Consider the following 19,847-nt stretch of genomic DNA (forward strand, 5'->3'; position numbering starts at 1 on the left):
CTAAACATTAGAATGATTTTCTAATTGAAAATACAGGTATATTTCGTGGTTTTTTGACCTTAAAACACTTATTTCTACACAAAAATACAACTTAAACCAATAGAACTAAGAAATTTATCTACTAAATTACACAAGATTTTTATTTCATTTTGAAATAAAAATAAAGATATCATAATTATTTCCCGAATGGTTTTTTGTGATATTTTCACTACTTTTTTCATTTTTTTGATGGTATCCTTTGATATTTCTATATTTTCAATTAGACATTTTACTGTTTATCCCAATTTTTCAACCTTTCTTATTATAGTGAAAAAGACAGATGGTAGATTTTAATTATCGCAGCATGAAAAAAAGCCCCTTACAAAAGTAAGAGGCTTTCAGCGTGTAGACAAACCCTCGCATTCTTTGTCAGTCCTGCGTGCTGGTGCTCACGAATGTCAAATTCGCTCCGCGCCAGTACTCGTCCTTCCTAGACTGCAAAGGTTTTCTATCACGCTGAAAAGAAGACAAAGGGCTAAAATCAAGTTCATTTTAGCCCTTTGTCAAAAATCTGAAAAAAGCCCCTTACAAAAGTAAGAGGCTTTTTACGATGGCGTTTATGCCCAATTTTTCACTTTTTCATGGTCAGTCACAAAGAGAAGAACTTTTCCTTCGTCTAAATGTTCTTCAAATGTCTCAGCTTCTTCTTTTGAGAAACCAATTTCGTGAATCTTATTGCGGAGTTCATCTCCCTTTTTGCTAAAGATGTTTCCAACCGCATGCTTGAGTCCAACTTCTTTTGGACCTATCGTATTGGCATCTGCGTTGCTTGCAATACGCTCAGTTCGATCATCGTCATGGGACAGAACATAAATGTCCTCTCTTGCAACACCGAGTTGTTTTAATTGCTCCACATCTCTTTGAAGTGTTTCATCATTTGAATACTCTCTTACAACAGGTTTCATTTATTATTCCTCCTTTAACGTCTTACGAATCTTTTACCCGTCACTTTTGTCATTAAACCTTCCTCCAGCACATCCATTTTTACTCTGTGAACTTAATGCGTCTATGGACTTATTTTTGACAAAAAGACTGTTAATATGACTAAATTTTCTGAAAAATTGTATGCTTTCCTTGTCATTTGTTGTACAATTCTTATACTGGAGGCTAGAAATGGGGTGGAGCTGATGTATTATTTTTCAGCTGAGCAGCAGTTTAATGCATGGGTTGTCAGTGATTTGGTGAAACAGCTTTTTCAAAAATGGAATCCTGAAGAATCAAAAGCAAAGCCGCTTACTTTGTTTGCTGAACAGCACTTTCACATCTGCATCGATTATCTCTTTTCTATTATTATTAACATTGGAGATATCGAGTCAATCGAACAAGATCCACAAGACCTGTTGTCCTCATATTTAAATATCCTTTTTCCTTTTGTGACGCACGATATGATGAAAGCCTCCATGCAAAATGCAAATGAATATTTATTAAAAGAACGTGATGCGGATGAGTATCAACTGTTTGGTTGTCTCCCGCCGCTCCTTTCTGTCTCTCTTCAAAAAAAGTAGTCCCCTTCTTTTAGATGGTGGCTGCTTTTTTGTATGTGCTTGGAAAAGACCGTATGTTTTGAACGAAAAGAAGCATCATGTTAATGTAAATCTAGATTGCAAGTGAAAGGGAGGATTTGACATGAGTCAACAAAAACAAATTCAATTAGCAAAACGTCCAAAAGGGTTACCTACTAAAGATGTTTTTCATTTTGAAACAGTTGATATACCAACGCCGCAAGATGGCGAAGTCTTGATTCAAACGAAATATGTGTCTGTAGATCCTTACATGAGAGGACGAATGCAAGATACAAAATCCTATACACCTCCGTTCAAGCTGAATGAAGTCATTCAAGGTGGAGTGGTCGGAGAAGTCGTCGAGTCCAAATCTCCTCAATTTGAGAAAGGTGATTTTGTACTTGGATTCCTTGGCTGGCAGGAATATTCTACTGCCAAAGCAGAGTCTCTGACAAAAATTGATCCATCCATTGCGCCGCTATCTTATTACTTAGGGATTTTGGGCATGCCAGGACAAACCGCCTATTTTGGACTTCTTGCGATTGGTCAGCCAAAAGAAGGCGAAACTGTTGTCATTTCTGGAGCCGCAGGTGCCGTTGGTTCTGTTGTCGGACAGATCGCTAAAATCAAAGGTGCCCATGTCGTTGGAATTGCCGGATCTGATGATAAGCTGGCTTATTTAAAAGAACTGGGCTTTGATGAAACCATTAATTATAAAACAACAAATGATTTAGATGACGCCATTGCAAAAGCCTGTCCAAACGGTGTCGATGTGTATTTTGACAATGTGGGCGGCGAAATCTCTGATGCTGTAATGAATCATTTGAACCGTTTTGCACGTATTCCAGTCTGCGGCGCCATTTCTTCTTATAACATTAGTGCAAGCGAAGACATTGGCCCTCGTGTGCAAACAAAACTCATTAAAACAAGTGCATTGATGCAGGGCTTCATTGTTGCCAACTACTCTGATCGTTTTGAAGAGGCGGCAAAAGATCTCGCACAATGGGTAAAAGAAGACAAACTGACTTACAAAGAAACCATTATCGAAGGTTTTGACCATATTCCAGATGCATTCCTCGGACTATTCAAAGGGGAAAATGTCGGAAAACAGCTTGTCAAAATTTCATAACACAAAAAGGACCCGCCAAACGGCAGGGTCCTTTTTTTATGCTTGCTTGGGCGCAAGGTGCAGCTGACCTTGCTTATAAACAATTTCCTGAAGCGAAAGATTTAGCTTTTTCGCCATTTTTTTAAGCATTGAATGCTCTTGAGGTGTGACTAGGCTGATAACAGCCCCTTCTTTTCCTGCGCGGCCGGTTCTGCCTGAACGGTGGATATAGCCTTCTTCGTTTGGCAGGTCGGCATGGATCACGTAAGGCAGATCGTCAATATCGATCCCTCTTGCTGCGATATCTGTTGCAAGAAGAAGCGGGAATTCACGCTGTTCAAATTCCTTTAAGATGATAGCTCGCTCTGCTTTTTTCGCTTCACTGTGAAGCACACCAAGGTCGACATGGTGATACGCTAATTTTTCTGCATAAATGCTCAAATTCGTAATATCTCGCACAAAGACGAGTGCCTGCATGTCCTCAAGCCGTGATAGCTTTTGTAGTAATTTCACCTTGTCACGCTGATCACATAACAGGTAATAATGCCCTACCTTCTGCGCTTCTTCTTGGCTTCTGCTAATTTTCAATACTTCTGGTTCAGATGCAATGTCTTTAATCTGTTGAACGGTTTCCTCTTTCAACGTCGCAGAGAAACAAAGGATTTGTCTTTCTTTTAATGTGGATTTAATGATCGCTTGGATCGTTTTCATATGCTCTGGGACAAGAAGCTGGTCTGCCTCGTCTAACACGATCGTTTTCACTTCATGCATTTTCAGTTTCTTGATTTTGATTAACTCTTGTACGCGACCCGGTGTCGCCACCACGATATTCGGGTGTTTTTTTAGCTTTTCCTGCTGCTTCTTGATGTTTGCCCCGCCTATTAAGGAAATAGCTTTGATGTCTGAACCTTGTTTGAACTCTTGCACAACATCAAAAATTTGCATCACAAGCTCTCTTGAAGGTGCCAAGATTAAGACTTGCGGGTGTTTGATACTCACATCAATTTTATTTAAAAGCGGCAGAACATACGCTAGGGTCTTCCCTGTTCCAGTCGGTGATTCTGCGATCACATCGCGTTTTTCCGTAATCCACTCTGCTGTTTGTTCTTGTATCGCTGTTGGCTTCTCAAAGCCAGCCGCTTCAAAGTTCTTTTGAATAAATGGCTTTGCTTCTTTCAAAAATGCCCAATTTTCCGTCATGTTGATCTCCTTTATCCTCATTCAATCTATCCTTAAGTATCTCAAAATCAGCTTTGAAACGCAATTTTTCTTTTGGTGCTTTTATCGAGCCGGACAGTTCGATATAATCATGAGAGGCACTAGCCGTTTTGAATCTATTTGAGGTGTAAAAAATGATATTATCTGTTAAAGATTTAAGTCATGGCTTTGGCGACAGAGCCATTTTCCACGAAGTCTCCTTCCGGTTATTAAAAGGCGAGCATGTCGGCTTGATCGGCGCCAACGGTGAAGGAAAGTCAACGTTTATGAATATTATTACTGGCAAGCTTGAGCCAGATGCAGGAAAGGTCGAATGGGCAAAAAATGTCCGTGTCGGCTACCTCGATCAGCATACCGTGCTTGAAAAAGGAAGAACCATTCGTGAAGTCCTTCAAGATGCATTCCATTATTTATTCTCAATGGAAGCCGCAATGAATGACATTTACGAAAAAATGGGTGAAGCAGATCCTGATGAGCTAGAAAAGCTTTTAGAAGAAGTAGGCGTCATTCAGGATGCCCTGACGAACAATGATTTTTATATCATTGATTCCAAGGTAGAGGAAATTGCAAGAGGTCTTGGGTTAACAGATCTCGGGCTCGATCGTGATGTGACAGAGCTGAGCGGCGGACAGCGGACAAAAGTACTGCTTGCGAAATTGCTGTTAGAGAAGCCTGAAATTCTTCTTCTTGACGAGCCGACCAACTATTTAGATGAACAGCATATTGAGTGGCTGAAGCGCTATTTGCAGGAATATGAAAATGCATTTATCCTCATTTCACATGATATCCCGTTCCTAAACAGTGTCATTAACTTGATTTATCATGTCGAAAATCAAGAACTCACGCGATACGTTGGTGATTATGACCAATTTAAACAAGTATACGAAGTGAAAAAGCAGCAGCTAGAGGCTGCGTATAAAAGGCAGCAGCAAGAAGTGGCTGAATTAAAGGATTTCGTCGCGAGAAACAAAGCACGTGTCAGCACTCGAAATATGGCGATGTCTCGTCAAAAGAAACTCGATAAAATGGACATGATTGAATTAGCAGCGGAAAAACCAAAACCAGAATTCCACTTTAAACCTGCACGCACATCAGGGAAATTGATTTTTGAAACGAAGGATTTAGTCATTGGGTATGACGAACCGCTCTCTCGTCCATTGAATTTAAAAATGGAACGCGGGCAGAAAATTGCATTATACGGTGCCAACGGTATCGGAAAAACGACACTGCTCCGAAGTCTTCTTGGAGAAATCTCCCCCATTTCTGGTGAGGTGGAACGCGGAGAATTCCTGCATATAGGCTACTTTGAACAAGAAGTAAAAGAGCAAAACAGCAACACTTGTATCGAAGAGGTGTGGAGCACCTTCCCATCGTACACACAATATGAAGTCAGAGCCGCCCTTGCCAAATGCGGTTTAACGACAAAACATATTGAAAGCCGTGTGTCTGTTTTAAGTGGTGGTGAAAAAGCGAAGGTCCGCCTTTGTAAGCTGATCAATGAAGAAACCAACCTACTTGTTCTCGATGAGCCGACAAACCACTTGGATGTCGATGCCAAAGAAGAATTAAAGCGCGCGTTAAAAGAATATAAAGGCAGCGTCCTATTAATTTCACACGAACCTGAATTTTATCAAGATGTGGCCACTGAAACTTGGAATTGTGAATCTTGGACGACCAAAGTATTATAACGACAAAAAAAGCCTCATATCTTCTCAAAAGATATGAGGCTTTTTTCTATTAATGACCTGCCTGGATATTCACCAAATGCTTACGGCCAAGAAGCAGGATGACCATTCCTAAGAGAACAACAGCCCCCCCTACATAATAAGGGGTGCTTGCTGTGTAAGTTTCAGCGAGTACTCCCGCAATCCAAGGCGCAATCGCACCACCAATAAATCGTACAGCACTGTATGAAGATGATGCAATTGAACGCTCAACAGGAGCTGATCCCATCACAGCCGTCGTAAGCACCGTATTGATCATGCCGAGGATTCCCCCAGCAATGACAATACCGCAAATGACCACGACCACATGTGATGTCCATATTCCAATGCCGAATAAAATCACAGCAAACGAAGCAAAGAGAACAACAAGAGCTGTTAATGTACCCAATTTGCGATGAATGACCGGCGCTGAGAAGACAGATGTCACAGCCAAAAATAATCCCCATCCAAAAAAGACATAACCAAGACCATGCTCATCAAGATGAAGAACAAATGGCGAATAAGCTAGAAGAACAAAGAATCCAAAGTTATATAAGAAAGCAGCAGATGCCATCGTTAAAAGCCCCTTATATTTCAAGGCTCCAACAGCTTCAAATAACTTCACCTTTTTCTGCGGCTTTTGCATAGGTGGAAGCATAAAGGTAATGGCTAAAAGAGCAACGAGCATTAACACTGCCACACCAAAGAATGGCCCGCGCCAAGAGATCGTTCCAAGCTCACCGCCAAGGAGCGGCCCAACAGAAATCCCAAGACCTAGTGCCGCCTCATATAAAATGATGGCTTTCGCACTTCCTCCAACAGACACACCGACAATTACTGATAATGCCGTTGAAATAAATAAGGCATTCCCAATGCCCCATCCGCCTCTAAAACCAATTAATTCATTAATGGTTGAAGAAGTACCACCTAAAGCAGAAAAGACAATAATAAAAATAAGTCCGATTAATAACGTCCATTTCGCACCAATCCGACTAGAAATAAAACCGGTAAAAAACATCACAAAGCCAGTCACAAGTAAGTAGCTCGTAAACAAAAGAGAGACCTGACTTGGAGATGCATCTAATTGTGATGCAATGGCAGGCAAAATCGGGTCTACAAGCCCTATGCCCATAAATGAAATCACACAAGCAAAGGCCACCGCCCAGACGGCCTTTGGCTGTCTAAGCAAACTCGTACGCTGTTTCAACACTTCTTCTTCCTTCATTCCATCAGAACCTTTCCTACAGTTGTTTAACAAAATAAAATAAACACACTGAGGTGTTTATTTTTGTAATTGCTCAATGGCATGAGCCGCTCTTTCTTTCATCATTTCAAGATCCTTTTTAAAGGATTGAATCGTTTCTAGCTTTTTTGTAATCAATTGATGCTGCACAGTCAGCTGCGCATCAATATCTAACAGTTTCTCTAATCGTTCCTTCGGGTCAAGTGACAGCAAGTAGCCTTCTTTATTCAGCTCAAGCTGTTTTCCGATTTCCATAAACGATTGAAGCTCTTGTAAAGAAAAGCCAAGTACTTCTTTGGCCTGCATCACTTTCTCCAGTTCTTCCATGTCATCCTCTGAGTAAAGTCTGACACCGCCCTCTGTCCGCTTTGGTGCTGATAATAAACCAATCTCTTCATAGAAACGAATGGTCCGTTTCGTCAGACCGCTTCTTTTCGCCACTTGATCAATTTTCATCCATTCCATCACCAGTGCCTCCTGCTCATCAATTCATGTTTTATTATACACCTTTGTGACCTTAACGTAAACGTTAATGTTTGATCACTTGATTTCTATTGTGGTTTGATGCAGAATAAATAGGAATCATTACGTTTTAAAGGAGGTACCCTATGCGTTCATTTCCATCCAAAAAAGAACGACACGCACAATTCGGTTCTGTCCCGCCAAGCGCTAGAACAAAATCTTGTCAAAAAGAGGACATGATAGACATCCAACAAACCGAACAAGACTTTTATTTTGATCTGGAACAGGTCGGAATTTGCCGTGTGTCGTACCCTGTACATATTTTGTCTAAAACGGCTCCACAGCACCAAACCTCTTCCGCTGATTTTACGCTGAGTACATATTTGCCAGCTCATCAAAAAGGTATTCATATGAGCCGTCTCACCGAGCAGCTTCACTCATTTTATGAGAGCGGAAAGCCGGTTGATGTGGATTCCTTAAAAGAATTGACAGCACAGCTTGCCAAGCATATGAATCAGCCATCTGCCTCGATTCAAGTTTCCTTTCCGTGGTACATGGAAAAAAAGAGTCCCAACAGCGGAAAGTCCGGTTTGATGCATGCAGACGTGCAATACGACATCCACTTTCATGAAGAAAACGGATGGATTTGTCATATTGGCTGCACTGCTCAAGTGACAACGTTATGTCCTTGTTCAAAAGAAATCAGTGAATACGGTGCACATAATCAGCGCGGCACTGTATCTATTCAGGTAGAGCTGTTTGAACAAGGTCAACTCCCTGATGACATGAAAGCAGATCTACTGCAGATCATCGAGTCTAATGCGAGTGCGCCCCTTTACCCTGTACTCAAAAGACCAGATGAAAAACAAGTGACAGAAGAGGCCTATGAAAATCCACGTTTTGTAGAGGATGTTGCGAGATTAATTGCGGCAGAGTTGTACGAACAAAACTGGATCAAAGGGTTTCAAATTGAGTGTCGAAATGAAGAATCCATTCATCAGCACGATGCTTATGCCAAATGTTCTTATCAAAAAAAACTGTAGAATGTCTCTACAGTTTTTTTACCAGCCTTTATTTTTCATTACTTTCTAATTCCTCAATCATCATAGACAGTTCTGTCCAGCGATCCATCGCTTGTTCTAATTCTTCAGCGACGGCTTTTTGCTTGTCCATCAGCTCTTGAATTTTCCCAAAATCACTGCCAGCCTCAGCAATGCTGGCTTCGAGCTGCTGGTGTTTGTCCTCTAGTGCTTGTATCCGATCTTCAATCCCATCCCATTCAAGCTGGTCCTTATAGGATAGTTTTTTCCTCTTTTTCGGTGCAGCTTCTACTTGTTTTTCAGCTGGTTTTGTCTCTGTCCGCTTCTGTTCTTTTTCTTGCTCCATGTAATCGCTGTAAGCACCTTGGAAGTGTGAAATACGTCCATTCCCTTCAAACACAAGCAGACGATGGACGACTCGGTCTAAGAAATAACGATCATGCGACACGGTGATGACTACGCCTGGGAACTGCTCCAAATAATCCTCTAAAATGCTGAGCGTCTCTGTATCAAGATCATTCGTCGGCTCATCTAAAAAGAGAACATTCGGCTCTTCCATCAATACCTTCAATAAATACAATCTGCGGCGCTCTCCCCCTGACAGCTTGCGGATAAACGTGCGCTGCATGGATCTAGGGAATAAAAATCTCTCCAACATCTGCTCTGCTGTCACAATGACGCCATCTGCCGTTTTGACAATTTCAGCTGTTTCTTTGATGTAATCAATGATATTCAGCTCTTCATTCATTTCGTTATGGTCCTGCGTGTAATAGCCAATGCGGACTGTTTGTCCAATGGTCAATTGTCCATTCGTCGGTTCGATTTTACCCGCCAGGCAATTGAGTAAAGTCGTTTTGCCCACTCCATTCGGTCCGATAAATCCGATACGATCACCTGGCACGACTAAATCGCTGAACTGGTCCACAAGGGTTTGACCAGCAAATGTGATGCTGATCTCTTCTGCCTCAATCACTTGTTTTCCAAGCCGGTGAGAACCGATCGCAAAATCCAGCTCTCCCTTTGCATCAGGTCCCTTTTGATCCTTTAGCTCTTCCACTCTGCCGATACGTGCTTTTTGCTTTGTCGTTCGAGCCTTTGCCCCTCTTCTGAGCCATGCAAGCTCACGTCTAAGCAAATTTTGACGTTTCGTTTCTTTTACTTGAGCTTCTGCTTCTCGTTCCGCTCTTTTTTCTAAAAAGACTTCATAATTTCCTTTATATGTGTAAAGCTGCCCCTGATTTAATTCATAAATCCGATTGGCGACGCGGTTTAAGAAATAACGATCATGGGTGACAAGAATGACAGCCCCGCTGTATTGACTCAAATATCCTTCAAGCCATTCAATGGTTGCGTTGTCTAGATGGTTTGTCGGCTCATCTAAAATCAGCAAACCCGCAGGCTGGATTAAATTTTTGGCGATCGCCACACGCTTTTTCTGTCCGCCTGATAACGCATGAACAGATCGGCTCACATCTTTAACGCCAAGCTTTGTCAAAATCGTTTTCGCAGAAAGGTTCGCATCCCATGCGTCGTCCTGATCCATTTTATTTTGCATACGCATAAGCGCTTCTTGTTTTGCCTCGTTTTGTGGATCATGCTCTAAATCAGCCAGCGCCTTTTCATAGGCTTTCATCGTTTGAATCATCGGTGCTGTTCCTGAAAAAATATAGTCGAGAATCGTTTCATCCCCGCTCATTTCAGGATCTTGCTCGAGAAATTCGATATCAAGTGTCCCTGCCTTTGTGATGTCGCCTTCCTCAAATGATTCAAGTCCTGCAATGACTTTTAAAAGCGTTGACTTCCCTGTTCCATTCGGTCCAATTAACCCGATGCGTTCCTTTGGTTCTATATGAAAAGAGATATGGTCAAACAGCGTTTTTTCGCCATAGGTTTTATATAATCCTTCTACATTCAATAAACTCATTTTATCAGCCCTTACATAGATTCTTCCTTTATTTTAAATCAGCCAGTAGCAGAAAACTAGTTTTAAAAAAACCCGCTGCTGAAAAGAATGTTTCCTTTTGATGCTCGATACACTATGAAGAGGTGATCTAAAGATGATAACCATTAGTTTATGTATGATTGTGAAAAATGAAGAGGAGGTTTTGGCTGACTGCCTGTCTTCTGTTCAAGACATTGTAGATGAGATGATCATTGTTGATACAGGATCAACAGATCAAACAAAGGACATTGCTCACTCCTTTTCAGCAAAGGTACTCGACTTTGAATGGGTCCAGCATTTTGCAAAAGCACGCAATTTCGCTTTTTCCCATGCGACAAAAGAGTATATCTTATGGCTGGATGCCGACGATGTCCTACTTGAAGAGGACCAGCAAAAACTGCTTCAGCTCAAACAGACGCTTGATCCCGCAGTAGATGCCGTCTCGATGTTTTACCACGTTGGATTTAGTGAGGACGGTCAGGTGAATTTTAAATATAGAAGAAACCGGCTCGTCAAACGTGCCTTGAACTTTCAGTGGTACGGGGCCGTTCATGAGTTTCTTCAGGTGTATGGCAACATCTTACCGGCTGATATCGCCGTCACCCATCAAAAGCGTAAGAAAACAACCGCTGGAGAGCCTGGACGCAATCTGCGCATTTATGAAAACATGCTTGCAAAAGGCGAAGAGATGACGCCTCGCGATCTCTTTTACTTCGCTAATGAATTACGAGATAACAAGCAGCATGTGAAGGCGATTCGCTTTTATCACAAATTTTTAGCCACAAAACAATGCTGGATTGAGGATGAAATTCGCACATGCCAAAATTTAGCTGACTGCTATTATGCAGTCGGTTTTGAGGAAGCCGCCTTATCCTCCTTATTGCGATCCTTCTTATATGATCAGCCCCGTCCAGAATTTTGCTGCCGGATTGGGGATCATTTCAAAGCACAAAATAAATACAAAGCGGCCATCTATTGGTATGAGCAGGCACTGAAGGCACCTGAAATCGAAACAGCCTTTACACTGACACAATATAAAACATGGTATCCTCACCTTCAGCTTTGCTATTGTTATTATCAGCTCGGTGATTTGGCTCAAGCCAAAACCCATCATCTTGCATCCTCAGCCCATTACCCAACCCATCCGAGTGTGCTGTACAACGAAAAAATATTTGCTGAACAAACGTAAATCTCCTGTTATCACATCCGCCTGTCACATGCCGGCGGATGTCTTTTGATACACATTAGCCTTTTGTGACATTTAATACTTTAGTGATTTAAAGCGTTTTTCAACCAATTGACTAAATTGTCATTTACGCATATACTAACATTCGTCTTACGAAAAGATTTATCCATTAGGAGGTCAACATGAGTTCTTTATTTAGAAAAAAGTCTCTCGACCAGCTCATGCTTGAAAGTCAAACGAAGCGGCTGAGCCGTTCTTTGAATACATTTGATTTAATCTTGCTTGGCATTGGCTGTGTGGTCGGGACTGGCATTTTTGTGATAACGGGGGTTGCGGCTGCGAAAGATGCGGGACCTGCGATTATTATATCTTTTATTTTGGCTGCGATCGCATGCGCCCTTGCTGCTTTTTGCTACGCTGAATTTTCCTCGTCCATTCCAGTGTCAGGAAGTGTCTATACGTATTCTTACGCAACACTTGGAGAATTCCTCGCCTTTTTAATGGGCTGGGATTTAATGCTTGAATATGTTGTTGCGCTCTCTGCTGTGGCAAGCGGATGGTCATCCTATTTTCAATCACTGCTCAGTGGATTTGGTCTGCACATACCGAAGGCTTTATCGGCTGCACCCGGAGCCGCTGATGGGGCCATCTTTAACCTGCCAGGCGCACTCATTATTTTACTCATTACCTTTATTGTCTCAAGAGGCGTAAAAGAGAGCACAAAGCTGAATAACATCATTGTGCTCATCAAAATTGCCATTGTCCTCCTCTTTATCATTTCAGGCTTTGCTTACGTTAAACCTGAAAATTGGACACCTTTTATGCCAATGGGCTTCCATGGCGTGATTGCTGGAGCGGCCACTGTCTTTTTTGCTTACCTTGGATTTGATGCAATCGCTAATGCATCTGAAGAAGTCAAAAACCCACAAAAAGCGATGCCAATCGGAATCATTGGTGCGCTCGGTGTTTGTACCATTTTATACATCGGGGTTTCATTTGTCTTAACAGGCATGGTTCACTACACGAAGCTGAATGTCAGTGACCCTGTCGCTTTTGCTTTACAAGTGGTTGGCTTGAACAGTGTCGCTGGTATTATATCGGCAGGTGCTATTATCGGGATTACGACAGTGTTAATTGCACTTGTCTACGCTCAGGTTCGTTTAACCTTTGCCATGAGCCGAGATGGACTCATGCCGAAAATCTTTTCAAACGTTCATCCAAAATCGAAGACACCGGTTGCCAACACTTGGCTGACAGGCACTGTTGCGGCATGTATCGTTGGTTTCGTCAACTTATCAACACTTGCTAATTTAGTCAGCATCGGTACACTTGCGGCCTTTACGGTGATCTCGATCGCTGTGATCATACTCCGGAAAAAACATCCGAATATGAAAACAGCGTTTAAAGTACCCTTTGTTCCTGTCCTTCCCATCATTAGTGCGGTCATTTGTATGATCTTGGCTGCCACACTGAAATGGGAGACATGGCGAGCCTTCCTCATCTGGGTAGCCATTGGTGTCGTTGTGTACTTCACCTATGCAAGACGCAAAAGCCATCTGAATCAAACACAATAGAAAAGAGACACGGGGTATCCCGGTCTCTTTTTTGTTTAAATCACACTGTTTTTCACTGAATTCGAATCCACCATATCTGGATCGAGTACGCTTGAAATCGGAATGACAAGCGGTGAACAATCTCCATTGTCCTCACCAAAACCCTGGTTCAATTTCATCGAGAGAAAATAATCGATCTGCTGATAAGGTCCTAGCGTCAGTGATGCCCCCCGATCCATTGCATTGATTTTAAAAGCACCGACATTGACGACTGAGGGTGAGAATAACATCACACATCACTTCCTTGGAATAGGTTTAGCTGCTGGCGAAAAAGAGGCAGGTGAGTCCACTTGATCTCGATCATCTACATGGCTCTTTGTTCCGACAAAACCGCTGGCATCTCCAAAATTCTGTCCGTACCCCTGATTTTTTTTATCTGAGTTTTGCCACTCTGCTAACAAATTTTGTCCGACATTCACCGCCGACGCATTTTCAAAGGAATTAATTTTTAACATGAAAATATTAATATTGATATACGGAGTTGGTTGAACCACAGATAAACCTCCTTTTTATAGGTATATGCGAGCACCCATCAAGTATGTTAACAGGAGGTCTTCACATGGACTTCGAAAAAATGAAGCAGTGGATGGACATTGCCCAGCAAATGCATGGAGATGATTTTTGGAAAATGATATTCGATGATGAGCAAAGATCTCCCTTTATGGCAAATGGTCCGTCTCCCTTTACATTCTCGCAGCAAGATCAGCGAGGAACAGATGCATCGTTTCCACCAGTCGACATTGTGGAAACCCCTACTGAATTTCAGTACTTAATTTATCTGCCTGGCTACCGGAAGGAAGATGTTCAGGTGCTGTCATATGGTGAATATTTAGTTGTAAAAGGACAGCGTTTTTCCTTTTTTAACGAACAGGATTTTCGCCAAAAACAAGGGAAGTATGGTCCGTTTGAAAGAAAAATTCGGCTCCCAGATATGATTCTTGGTCAAATGAATGCGGCCTTTAAAGACGGCGTGCTATACATTCGCCTGCAAAAGGATGAAGGAAAAGCAACTGCGATAATCATAGATGACGAATATTGATACTGACTGCGTCTATTAGATCACGATCATCAATCGTTTCAATCGGCAAGATCGTGATCACGCCATCGGCATTTTGTTCACCAAAACCATTGTTTCTTTTGATCGTCGAGCAGTGATTTCGTACGATCGTCGAACCGAATGTCATCGTGGACCCTGTACCAATCGTATTCGTCTTCATATGTGTAATCTGAATGCGTGTAGGCAGCATGCACTTCTCCCCTTTCATGTATCTCTATAAGTATATACCGGGCAGCTTTTCCATAGACTAGAGCAAGGCGAAAGAAAAGGTTGTGGTCCACTTGAAACATTTCATTCAATCACTCTTTAAAAAAACCGAAGCCAGTCCATCCCCATCTGTCGTCGAGCTGGAAAAAAGACTCACCGCTCTTGAGCAGAAAATGTCTGCACCTGCTCCGCCTGTCTCGGAGGATACGCACATTCACATTGAATCACTGCATGTGGACAAAATTGACTACCATTTAGAGTTTGGTGAGCTTTCCATTGATCAGCTTAAAGGTAGACTCAACATTGGAGCCACCTATTACACGCCAAAGGACCCGCACCTCAAAAAGGCAGCTTCAGTACCGAAGCCAAAAGAAACAAAAACACCAAAAGTCTCCATTCGATCAAAGTCTTCATCTCAGCACGACCGGAAGCCAGAAATAAACCGCAAGCACAATCGCTACAATACTGATCACATTTAGCCAAAAGCCAGCCTTGACCATATCAGATATTTTCAGCACGTCCGCACTAAAGACAGCCGCATTTGGCGGTGTGGAAATTGGCAACATAAACGCACATGAGGAAGCTAACGCAGCCGCAGCCATTAAGCCGTACGGCTCCATGCCAATTGCAAGTCCAAGCCCTACTGTAATCGGAATGATCATGTTCGCAACTGCTGTATTAGACATAATTTCGGTCATAAATAAAATAGAAGCCGTTAAAATAATTAGCAGCATGAGGTAAGACAGCCCATTTAAATGCTGTAAATTTTCCCCGATCCATCCTGTTAGATTCGTTTCCGCAAATCCTGTAGCGAGCGAAAGCCCGCCTCCAAACAAAAGCAAAAGCCCCCATGGCAACTGCTTCATATCCTGCCATTCTAGTATTCTCTCTCCATTTGTCGCTGGAATGAGAAATAACAGCATCGCCCCAAAGATTGCGATCGACGTATCCGAGACAGGAAGCCCGCCAAACAAAAAGATTTTAAAAATCCATAAAAAAGCCGTCATAAGAAAAATAGCAAAAACCCATTTTTCTTCTTGTTTCATTTTGCCTAAATCCTCTAAACCCTTCCGTATAAACGCCGCTCCCATTTCACCTGTGTGCTCTACCTTGAACTGTATCTTGGTCAAATACAGAAATAAGAGAATAAGCAGAACAGCCGCCACCGGAAAACCAAACAAAAACCATTCAAAAAACATAATTTCTCGATCTAATAGCTTTTTTGACATCGCTGCAAAAACAGCATTTGGCACAGACCCAACGAGTGTCGCCAGTCCGCCAATAGAGGCTGAATAAGCGACCGATAATAGAATGCTTTTACTGAATCGGTCAAGAGATGCACCAGACAAAATATCGTTCGCCTTCACCTCTTTAATCACAGCCAGTGCCACAGGCAGCATCATTAGTGCTGTGGCTGCATTTGAAATCCACATAGATAAAAAGGCCGTTGCCATCATAACCCCTAATACAATGCGGTCACTTCTTGTGCCAATGATGTTTAAAATATGTAAGGCCATTCTTCTATGTAAATTCCATTTTTCAATAGCAATGGCAATCATAAATCCGCCCATGTACATAAAAACAATCGGGTCTCCATAAGCTCTTGATGTTTGCTCCATCGATAGCCCGCCAAGTGTTGGCAAAAGGATGATGGGCAATAAAGAGGTAGCCGGTATAGGCAAAGCTTCTGTGACCCACCATGTCGCAGTCCAAGCCGTAACGCCCAGTACCACTCTTGCTGCATAGGTCAATTCACTTTCTGGAATGAGCAAAAAAATAAGCAAAAAGAAGATCGGTCCAAGAACAAGTCCAGTCAGATTCACTTTTTTATAAACGATCACAATTCCTCCTCCATGAAAACGCTTTTAATTTTTTCTAATTTTTCACATTCGATGATCACATAAAAAATCCTTTAAATCATAAGAAAAAATGAAGAGATCCTTAAGCAGCAGCTGTGTCTTGATTCATATTTCCACTTCATGTCTTGGTCTATTTTCATAGGAGAAACTATACAAATCCTACACAGTAACTGTAAACTATAGAGGATCTAATCAAAAATTGAGGTGTTTTCATTGTATACAGATCAACGAAAATCATTTTGGAAACAGAAAAAAGTCATCATTCCCCTTCTTAGCATCATCGCGATTGCTGCTGCTCTCTTTTTCTTAAAAGATACGCTTTTCTCCAAAGAAAAAGAGGCGCTGAAAGCCGCTGAATCCTTTACGAAACATCTGGAGAAAAAAGAATTCACAAAATTGGCAAATGAGGTCACAAGCGGCTCTCTGAAAGCCAATGACTTTTCTAAAAAACAACTTGCCGAAAAATACGATCATATCTTTAGCGGCATCGGTGCGAATGATCTAAACGTCTCAAACGTCAACGTAGAAAAACAGGATAAAGGAAATGGGTATCAATTCACCTATGAAGTCACGATGAAAACGTCACTTGGAAAACTGAACAAACTCTCTTACAAAGGTGTTCTCTCCGAAGAGGATAACGAGTGGAAAGTAGACTGGAAACCAAATCTCATCTTCCCGCAAATGGAAAAGGGTGACACCATCAAAGTGACAACGGATCCTGCGGTACGCGGAAATATTGTAGATCGAAAAGGGCGCACGTTAGCAGAAACAACTGGTGGACACGCACTTGGCATCATCCCTGGAAAGCTCGGGACAGGCACGGAAAAAGAAAGCAACATCAAAAAAATCAGCAGCGCTTTTGATATAGATGAAGAGCTGATTCAAAATCAGCTGAAACAAGCATGGGTCACAGATGACACATTTGTCCCGCTAAAGTCTATGTTAGAGCAAAAGCCGATTCCAAAAGACATAAATGGCGTCACCTATCAAACGAAGGAAATGCGCTACTATCCATATAACGAAGCCGCTGCTCATCTGACAGGCTATGTGGGAAAAGCAAATGCGGATGATATCAAAAGAAATCCAGCTTTAAAGGCGGATCAAATCATCGGCAAAACCGGCCTTGAATTCACATTTGACAAGAACTTAAGAGGACAAGATGGCGGAAGCATCCTCATTATCCATGATGAAACAGGTATTGAAGAAACATTACAAAAAACAGACCGAAAAGACGGAAAAACAGTCAAGCTGACCATTGATGCATCTTTACAGAAAAAAGCCTATCAACAGCTGAAAGGTGAAAAAGGGGCTGTCACCATTATGAACCCATCATCAGGTGATTTATTAGCGCTTGTTAGCACCCCTTCTTACGATGTCAATTTAATGACCAACGGGATCACGCCTAAACAATATCAAGCATACAGTGAAAATCCTGATCTCCCATTCCAAGCTCGATATGCGAGCAGATATGCACCAGGATCTACTTTCAAAACCATTACAGCAGCGATTGGACTGGAAACAGGTGTCACAAAACCTAATAAAGTGCGCACCATTCATGGACTGAAATGGCAAAAGGATCAATCATGGGGAAATTATCGCATTACACGGGTTCATGACAAAGAACAAGTCAATATGGTCGATGCCCTCGTGTACTCAGATAATATTTATTTTGGACAGGAAGCCCTTGAAATCGGCAAAGATCAATACGAGAAAAAAGTGAAAACATTCGGGTTTGGCGATGATTTAAACATGCCGTTTACAATGAAGCCAGCACAAGTGTCTAACGACGGGATCAAATCAGACATCTTACTTGCCGACTCAGCATATGGCCAAGGAGAATTACTCATGTCCCCGATCGAGCAAGTACATGCCTATTCTCCATTTGCAACAGGAGGAAAGCTTGTGTACCCTCGAGTCATTCAGGATGAAAAAACAGCATCACCAAAACAGATCATCAAAGAAGATACAGCAAATACGGTGAAGGATGCACTAACTCAAGTCGTCACCAATTCAAACGGAACCGCTCACTCGTTGCAAATAAAAGGGGCTGATATAGCCGCTAAAACGGGAACAGCGGAACTAAAGAGCAAACAAGGTGCGACAGACGGTACTGAAAATGGATTTTTACTTGCGTTTAATCCTAAAAAAGAAGATTACGTCCTCGTCGGCATGATTGAAGGTGTGAAAAACCGTGGAGGCAGTGGACTTGTCATTCAAAAAATGAAGCCTGTCATCGCTTCTTTCTATAAATAACCCTTAAGAGACACACGCTCCATCAAGCGCATGTGTCTCTTTTTTTCTAAATCATGACAATTTGCTATTGTTTTATAGTTCACCTTATGAATAAAATGAGGAGAATGAAAAAAAGAAAACAAGTTGAATGAAAGGAGGAAGTCTCATTGGCTATTGCTGCTCAAACAAAGAATAAACCTCAAAAAACGGTCACCGGTTCAACGGTTTATCCTATTTTATTGATTATTGGTATTTGCCATATGCTCAACGATACATTGCAAGCCGTGATTCCTGCCATGTTCCCTATTTTAGAACGCTCAATGGGGCTGACCTTTACTCAATTAGGGCTAATCGCCTTTACATTAAATATGGTCTCCTCTGTCATGCAGCCTGCGATCGGGTGGTACACAGATAAACGGCCGATGCCCTATGCACTGCCTATCGCATTATTTTCAAGTGCTGTCGGCATTCTCGGCCTTGCGTTTGCGCCATCATTTGCGACCATCCTACTGTGCGTCGTCTTTATTGGACTCGGCTCTGCGATTTTCCATCCAGAAGGCTCACGGGTTGCCAACATGGCAGCTGGTCCTAGACGGGGTCTTGCTCAATCCATCTATCAAGTCGGCGGAAATACAGGTCAAGCCTTTGCTCCGCTAATCGCTGCATTAATGCTCGTCCCTCTCGGTCAGCCAGGTGTGGCTTGGTTTACGATTGTTGGAATGATTGCTGTCGGTTTCCTTCTCTATATTTCGAGATGGTACGCAAGAAAGCTTCAAACCATTCGAGCACAAGCGAAAAAAGCGCCTGCAAAAGCAGCAAGATCTGAACTTCACCGCAAGTCAGCGCTCACAGCACTCGGCATTATCGTCTTTCTTATTTTCGCACGTTCTTGGTATGGAAATGCGATCTCGAATTTCTATGCGTTTTATGCGATTGAGCAATATGGTTTGACGATTAAAGAATCACAAACTTATATTTTCTTATTTCTTATATTGGGTGCGATTGGGACATTTTTAGGCGGGCCGCTTGCAGACCGCTTCGGCAAGAAAACCGTCATTTTAATTTCCTTATTAGCATCCTTTCCGCTTGCCCTGCTTCTCCCATTTGCCGGACCAGTTTTTGCTTATGTTTTACTTGGACTCATTGGGATCATTCTGACCTCAAGCTTCTCTGTCACCGTGGTCTATGCCCAAGAACTATTTCCCGGGAAAATTGGTACAATGTCTGGTTTAACGGTTGGGCTTGCGTTTGGTATGGGAGCGATTGGATCCGTTGCCCTCGGCTCATTAATTGATGCAGTCGGTTTAACGCCTACCATGATCGGTGTCGCCTTTTTACCGATATTAGGCATCCTAGCCTTCTTACTGCCAAGCGATCAGACCATAGCCAAATGGAATGAATCATAAAAGGTAAAAACCGCTCAATAAATGAGCGGT

At 42.2% G+C, this 19,847-nt stretch carries 19 protein-coding genes; 10 read left to right on the forward strand and 9 right to left on the reverse strand.

What is annotated here, in order from left to right; all coding sequences use genetic code 11:
* Positions 1-596: 596 nt before the first annotated feature.
* Positions 597-944, reverse strand: coding sequence for a general stress protein (locus tag MHI20_RS16600; RefSeq protein WP_007496775.1), 348 nt, complete (start codon positions 942-944; stop codon positions 597-599).
* Positions 945-1,166: 222 nt separating this feature from the next.
* Between MHI20_RS16600 and MHI20_RS16605 the strand changes: the two genes are divergently transcribed.
* Together MHI20_RS16605 and MHI20_RS16610 are read left to right on the forward strand one after the other, a co-directional pair.
* Positions 1,167-1,544 (forward strand): YfmB family protein, encoded by a 378-nt coding sequence (locus MHI20_RS16605; protein WP_017366799.1) that lies wholly within the window; start codon positions 1,167-1,169, stop codon positions 1,542-1,544.
* 121 nt (positions 1,545-1,665) lie between these two features.
* Positions 1,666-2,670 carry an NADP-dependent oxidoreductase gene (locus tag MHI20_RS16610; protein ID WP_024718590.1) on the forward strand — a complete coding sequence of 335 codons (1,005 nt, stop codon included), beginning with the start codon at positions 1,666-1,668 and terminating at the stop codon, positions 2,668-2,670.
* A 36-nt stretch (positions 2,671-2,706) separates the two neighbouring features.
* On the opposite strand, the gene MHI20_RS16615 is transcribed toward MHI20_RS16610, so the two are convergent.
* A complete protein-coding gene (locus MHI20_RS16615) occupies positions 2,707-3,849 on the reverse strand; it encodes a DEAD/DEAH box helicase (RefSeq protein ID WP_039170359.1) in 1,143 nt (380 codons plus the stop codon).
* A 152-nt stretch (positions 3,850-4,001) separates the two neighbouring features.
* On the opposite strand from MHI20_RS16615, the gene MHI20_RS16620 reads away from it, so the two are divergent.
* Complete coding sequence (locus MHI20_RS16620; protein WP_008343192.1) at positions 4,002-5,555, forward strand: ABC-F family ATP-binding cassette domain-containing protein; 1,554 nt, start codon at positions 4,002-4,004, stop codon at positions 5,553-5,555.
* A 49-nt stretch (positions 5,556-5,604) separates the two neighbouring features.
* Here the strand turns inward: MHI20_RS16620 and MHI20_RS16625 are convergent, their stop codons facing one another.
* On the reverse strand, positions 5,605-6,795 hold the full coding sequence (locus MHI20_RS16625; RefSeq protein ID WP_100325636.1) for an MFS transporter: 1,191 nt from the start codon (positions 6,793-6,795) through the stop codon (positions 5,605-5,607).
* Between the two features lie 57 nt (positions 6,796-6,852).
* Complete coding sequence (locus MHI20_RS16630; RefSeq protein ID WP_017366797.1) at positions 6,853-7,278, reverse strand: MerR family transcriptional regulator; 426 nt, start codon at positions 7,276-7,278, stop codon at positions 6,853-6,855.
* 143 nt (positions 7,279-7,421) lie between these two features.
* Here MHI20_RS16630 and folE2 point away from each other — a divergent pair, with 143 nt between their 5' ends.
* A complete protein-coding gene (gene folE2 / locus MHI20_RS16635; protein ID WP_056705599.1) occupies positions 7,422-8,318 on the forward strand; it encodes a GTP cyclohydrolase FolE2 in 897 nt (298 codons plus the stop codon).
* Between the two features lie 28 nt (positions 8,319-8,346).
* On the opposite strand, the gene MHI20_RS16640 is transcribed toward folE2, so the two are convergent.
* Entirely contained in the window at positions 8,347-10,239 is a 1,893-nt protein-coding gene (locus tag MHI20_RS16640) for an ABC-F family ATP-binding cassette domain-containing protein (RefSeq protein WP_041506629.1), read from the reverse strand.
* 133 nt (positions 10,240-10,372) lie between these two features.
* Here MHI20_RS16640 and MHI20_RS16645 point away from each other — a divergent pair, with 133 nt between their 5' ends.
* Together MHI20_RS16645 and MHI20_RS16650 are read left to right on the forward strand one after the other, a co-directional pair.
* Positions 10,373-11,446 (forward strand): tetratricopeptide repeat-containing glycosyltransferase family 2 protein, encoded by a 1,074-nt coding sequence (locus tag MHI20_RS16645; RefSeq protein WP_041090656.1) that lies wholly within the window; start codon positions 10,373-10,375, stop codon positions 11,444-11,446.
* 179 nt (positions 11,447-11,625) lie between these two features.
* Entirely contained in the window at positions 11,626-13,017 is a 1,392-nt protein-coding gene (locus MHI20_RS16650) for an amino acid permease (RefSeq protein ID WP_061418304.1), read from the forward strand.
* Positions 13,018-13,052: 35 nt separating this feature from the next.
* On the opposite strand, the gene MHI20_RS16655 is transcribed toward MHI20_RS16650, so the two are convergent.
* Both MHI20_RS16655 and MHI20_RS16660 read right to left on the reverse strand, forming a co-directional pair.
* On the reverse strand, positions 13,053-13,286 hold the full coding sequence (locus tag MHI20_RS16655) for a hypothetical protein (RefSeq protein WP_008344178.1): 234 nt from the start codon (positions 13,284-13,286) through the stop codon (positions 13,053-13,055).
* A 6-nt stretch (positions 13,287-13,292) separates the two neighbouring features.
* Positions 13,293-13,550, reverse strand: coding sequence for a hypothetical protein (locus MHI20_RS16660; RefSeq protein ID WP_008344180.1), 258 nt, complete (start codon positions 13,548-13,550; stop codon positions 13,293-13,295).
* A 65-nt stretch (positions 13,551-13,615) separates the two neighbouring features.
* Between MHI20_RS16660 and MHI20_RS16665 the strand changes: the two genes are divergently transcribed.
* A complete protein-coding gene (locus tag MHI20_RS16665) occupies positions 13,616-14,095 on the forward strand; it encodes an Hsp20/alpha crystallin family protein (protein ID WP_008344182.1) in 480 nt (159 codons plus the stop codon).
* Here the strand turns inward: MHI20_RS16665 and MHI20_RS16670 are convergent.
* Positions 14,076-14,303, reverse strand: a complete 228-nt coding sequence (locus MHI20_RS16670) for a hypothetical protein (RefSeq protein WP_056705606.1) — start codon at positions 14,301-14,303, stop codon at positions 14,076-14,078. The genes MHI20_RS16665 and MHI20_RS16670 overlap by 20 nt on opposite strands.
* Positions 14,304-14,385: 82 nt before the next feature.
* On the opposite strand from MHI20_RS16670, the gene MHI20_RS16675 reads away from it, so the two are divergent.
* Entirely contained in the window at positions 14,386-14,799 is a 414-nt protein-coding gene (locus tag MHI20_RS16675) for a hypothetical protein (protein WP_224559728.1), read from the forward strand.
* Here the strand turns inward: MHI20_RS16675 and MHI20_RS16680 are convergent.
* Positions 14,731-16,161: an SLC13 family permease gene (locus MHI20_RS16680; protein ID WP_045034452.1), complete on the reverse strand. Its 1,431-nt coding sequence runs from the start codon at positions 16,159-16,161 to the stop codon at positions 14,731-14,733. The genes MHI20_RS16675 and MHI20_RS16680 overlap by 69 nt on opposite strands.
* 231 nt (positions 16,162-16,392) lie before the next feature.
* On the opposite strand from MHI20_RS16680, the gene pbp4 reads away from it, so the two are divergent.
* Positions 16,393-18,432 carry a penicillin-binding protein PBP4(5) gene (gene pbp4, locus MHI20_RS16685; protein ID WP_193804138.1) on the forward strand — a complete coding sequence of 680 codons (2,040 nt, stop codon included), beginning with the start codon at positions 16,393-16,395 and terminating at the stop codon, positions 18,430-18,432.
* Positions 18,433-18,578: 146 nt separating this feature from the next.
* Positions 18,579-19,817 carry an MFS transporter gene (locus MHI20_RS16690; protein ID WP_100325639.1) on the forward strand — a complete coding sequence of 413 codons (1,239 nt, stop codon included), beginning with the start codon at positions 18,579-18,581 and terminating at the stop codon, positions 19,815-19,817.
* Positions 19,818-19,847: the final 30 nt, after the last annotated feature.

The organism is Bacillus sp. FSL K6-1106, assembly GCF_038005245.1.
GTDB lineage: Bacteria > Bacillota > Bacilli > Bacillales > Bacillaceae > Bacillus > Bacillus altitudinis.

Excerpts from the sequence above, each read along its gene's own strand:
- MHI20_RS16600 (WP_007496775.1), bottom strand. The coding sequence starts at position 944 with ATGAAACCTGTTGTAAGAGAGTATTCAAATGATGAAACACTTCAAAGA.
- MHI20_RS16605 (WP_017366799.1), top strand. The coding sequence starts at position 1,167 with ATGTATTATTTTTCAGCTGAGCAGCAGTTTAATGCATGGGTTGTCAGT.
- MHI20_RS16655 (WP_008344178.1), bottom strand. The coding sequence starts at position 13,286 with ATGTTATTCTCACCCTCAGTCGTCAATGTCGGTGCTTTTAAAATCAAT.
- MHI20_RS16650 (WP_061418304.1), top strand. The coding sequence starts at position 11,626 with ATGAGTTCTTTATTTAGAAAAAAGTCTCTCGACCAGCTCATGCTTGAA.
- MHI20_RS16640 (WP_041506629.1), bottom strand. The coding sequence starts at position 10,239 with ATGAGTTTATTGAATGTAGAAGGATTATATAAAACCTATGGCGAAAAA.
- MHI20_RS16610 (WP_024718590.1), top strand. The coding sequence starts at position 1,666 with ATGAGTCAACAAAAACAAATTCAATTAGCAAAACGTCCAAAAGGGTTA.
- MHI20_RS16625 (WP_100325636.1), bottom strand. The coding sequence starts at position 6,795 with ATGAAGGAAGAAGAAGTGTTGAAACAGCGTACGAGTTTGCTTAGACAG.
- MHI20_RS16665 (WP_008344182.1), top strand. The coding sequence starts at position 13,616 with ATGGACTTCGAAAAAATGAAGCAGTGGATGGACATTGCCCAGCAAATG.
- MHI20_RS16670 (WP_056705606.1), bottom strand. The coding sequence starts at position 14,303 with ATGCTGCCTACACGCATTCAGATTACACATATGAAGACGAATACGATT.
- MHI20_RS16615 (WP_039170359.1), bottom strand. The coding sequence starts at position 3,849 with ATGACGGAAAATTGGGCATTTTTGAAAGAAGCAAAGCCATTTATTCAA.
- MHI20_RS16645 (WP_041090656.1), top strand. The coding sequence starts at position 10,373 with ATGATAACCATTAGTTTATGTATGATTGTGAAAAATGAAGAGGAGGTT.
- folE2 (WP_056705599.1), top strand. The coding sequence starts at position 7,422 with ATGCGTTCATTTCCATCCAAAAAAGAACGACACGCACAATTCGGTTCT.
- MHI20_RS16630 (WP_017366797.1), bottom strand. The coding sequence starts at position 7,278 with ATGGAATGGATGAAAATTGATCAAGTGGCGAAAAGAAGCGGTCTGACG.
- MHI20_RS16620 (WP_008343192.1), top strand. The coding sequence starts at position 4,002 with ATGATATTATCTGTTAAAGATTTAAGTCATGGCTTTGGCGACAGAGCC.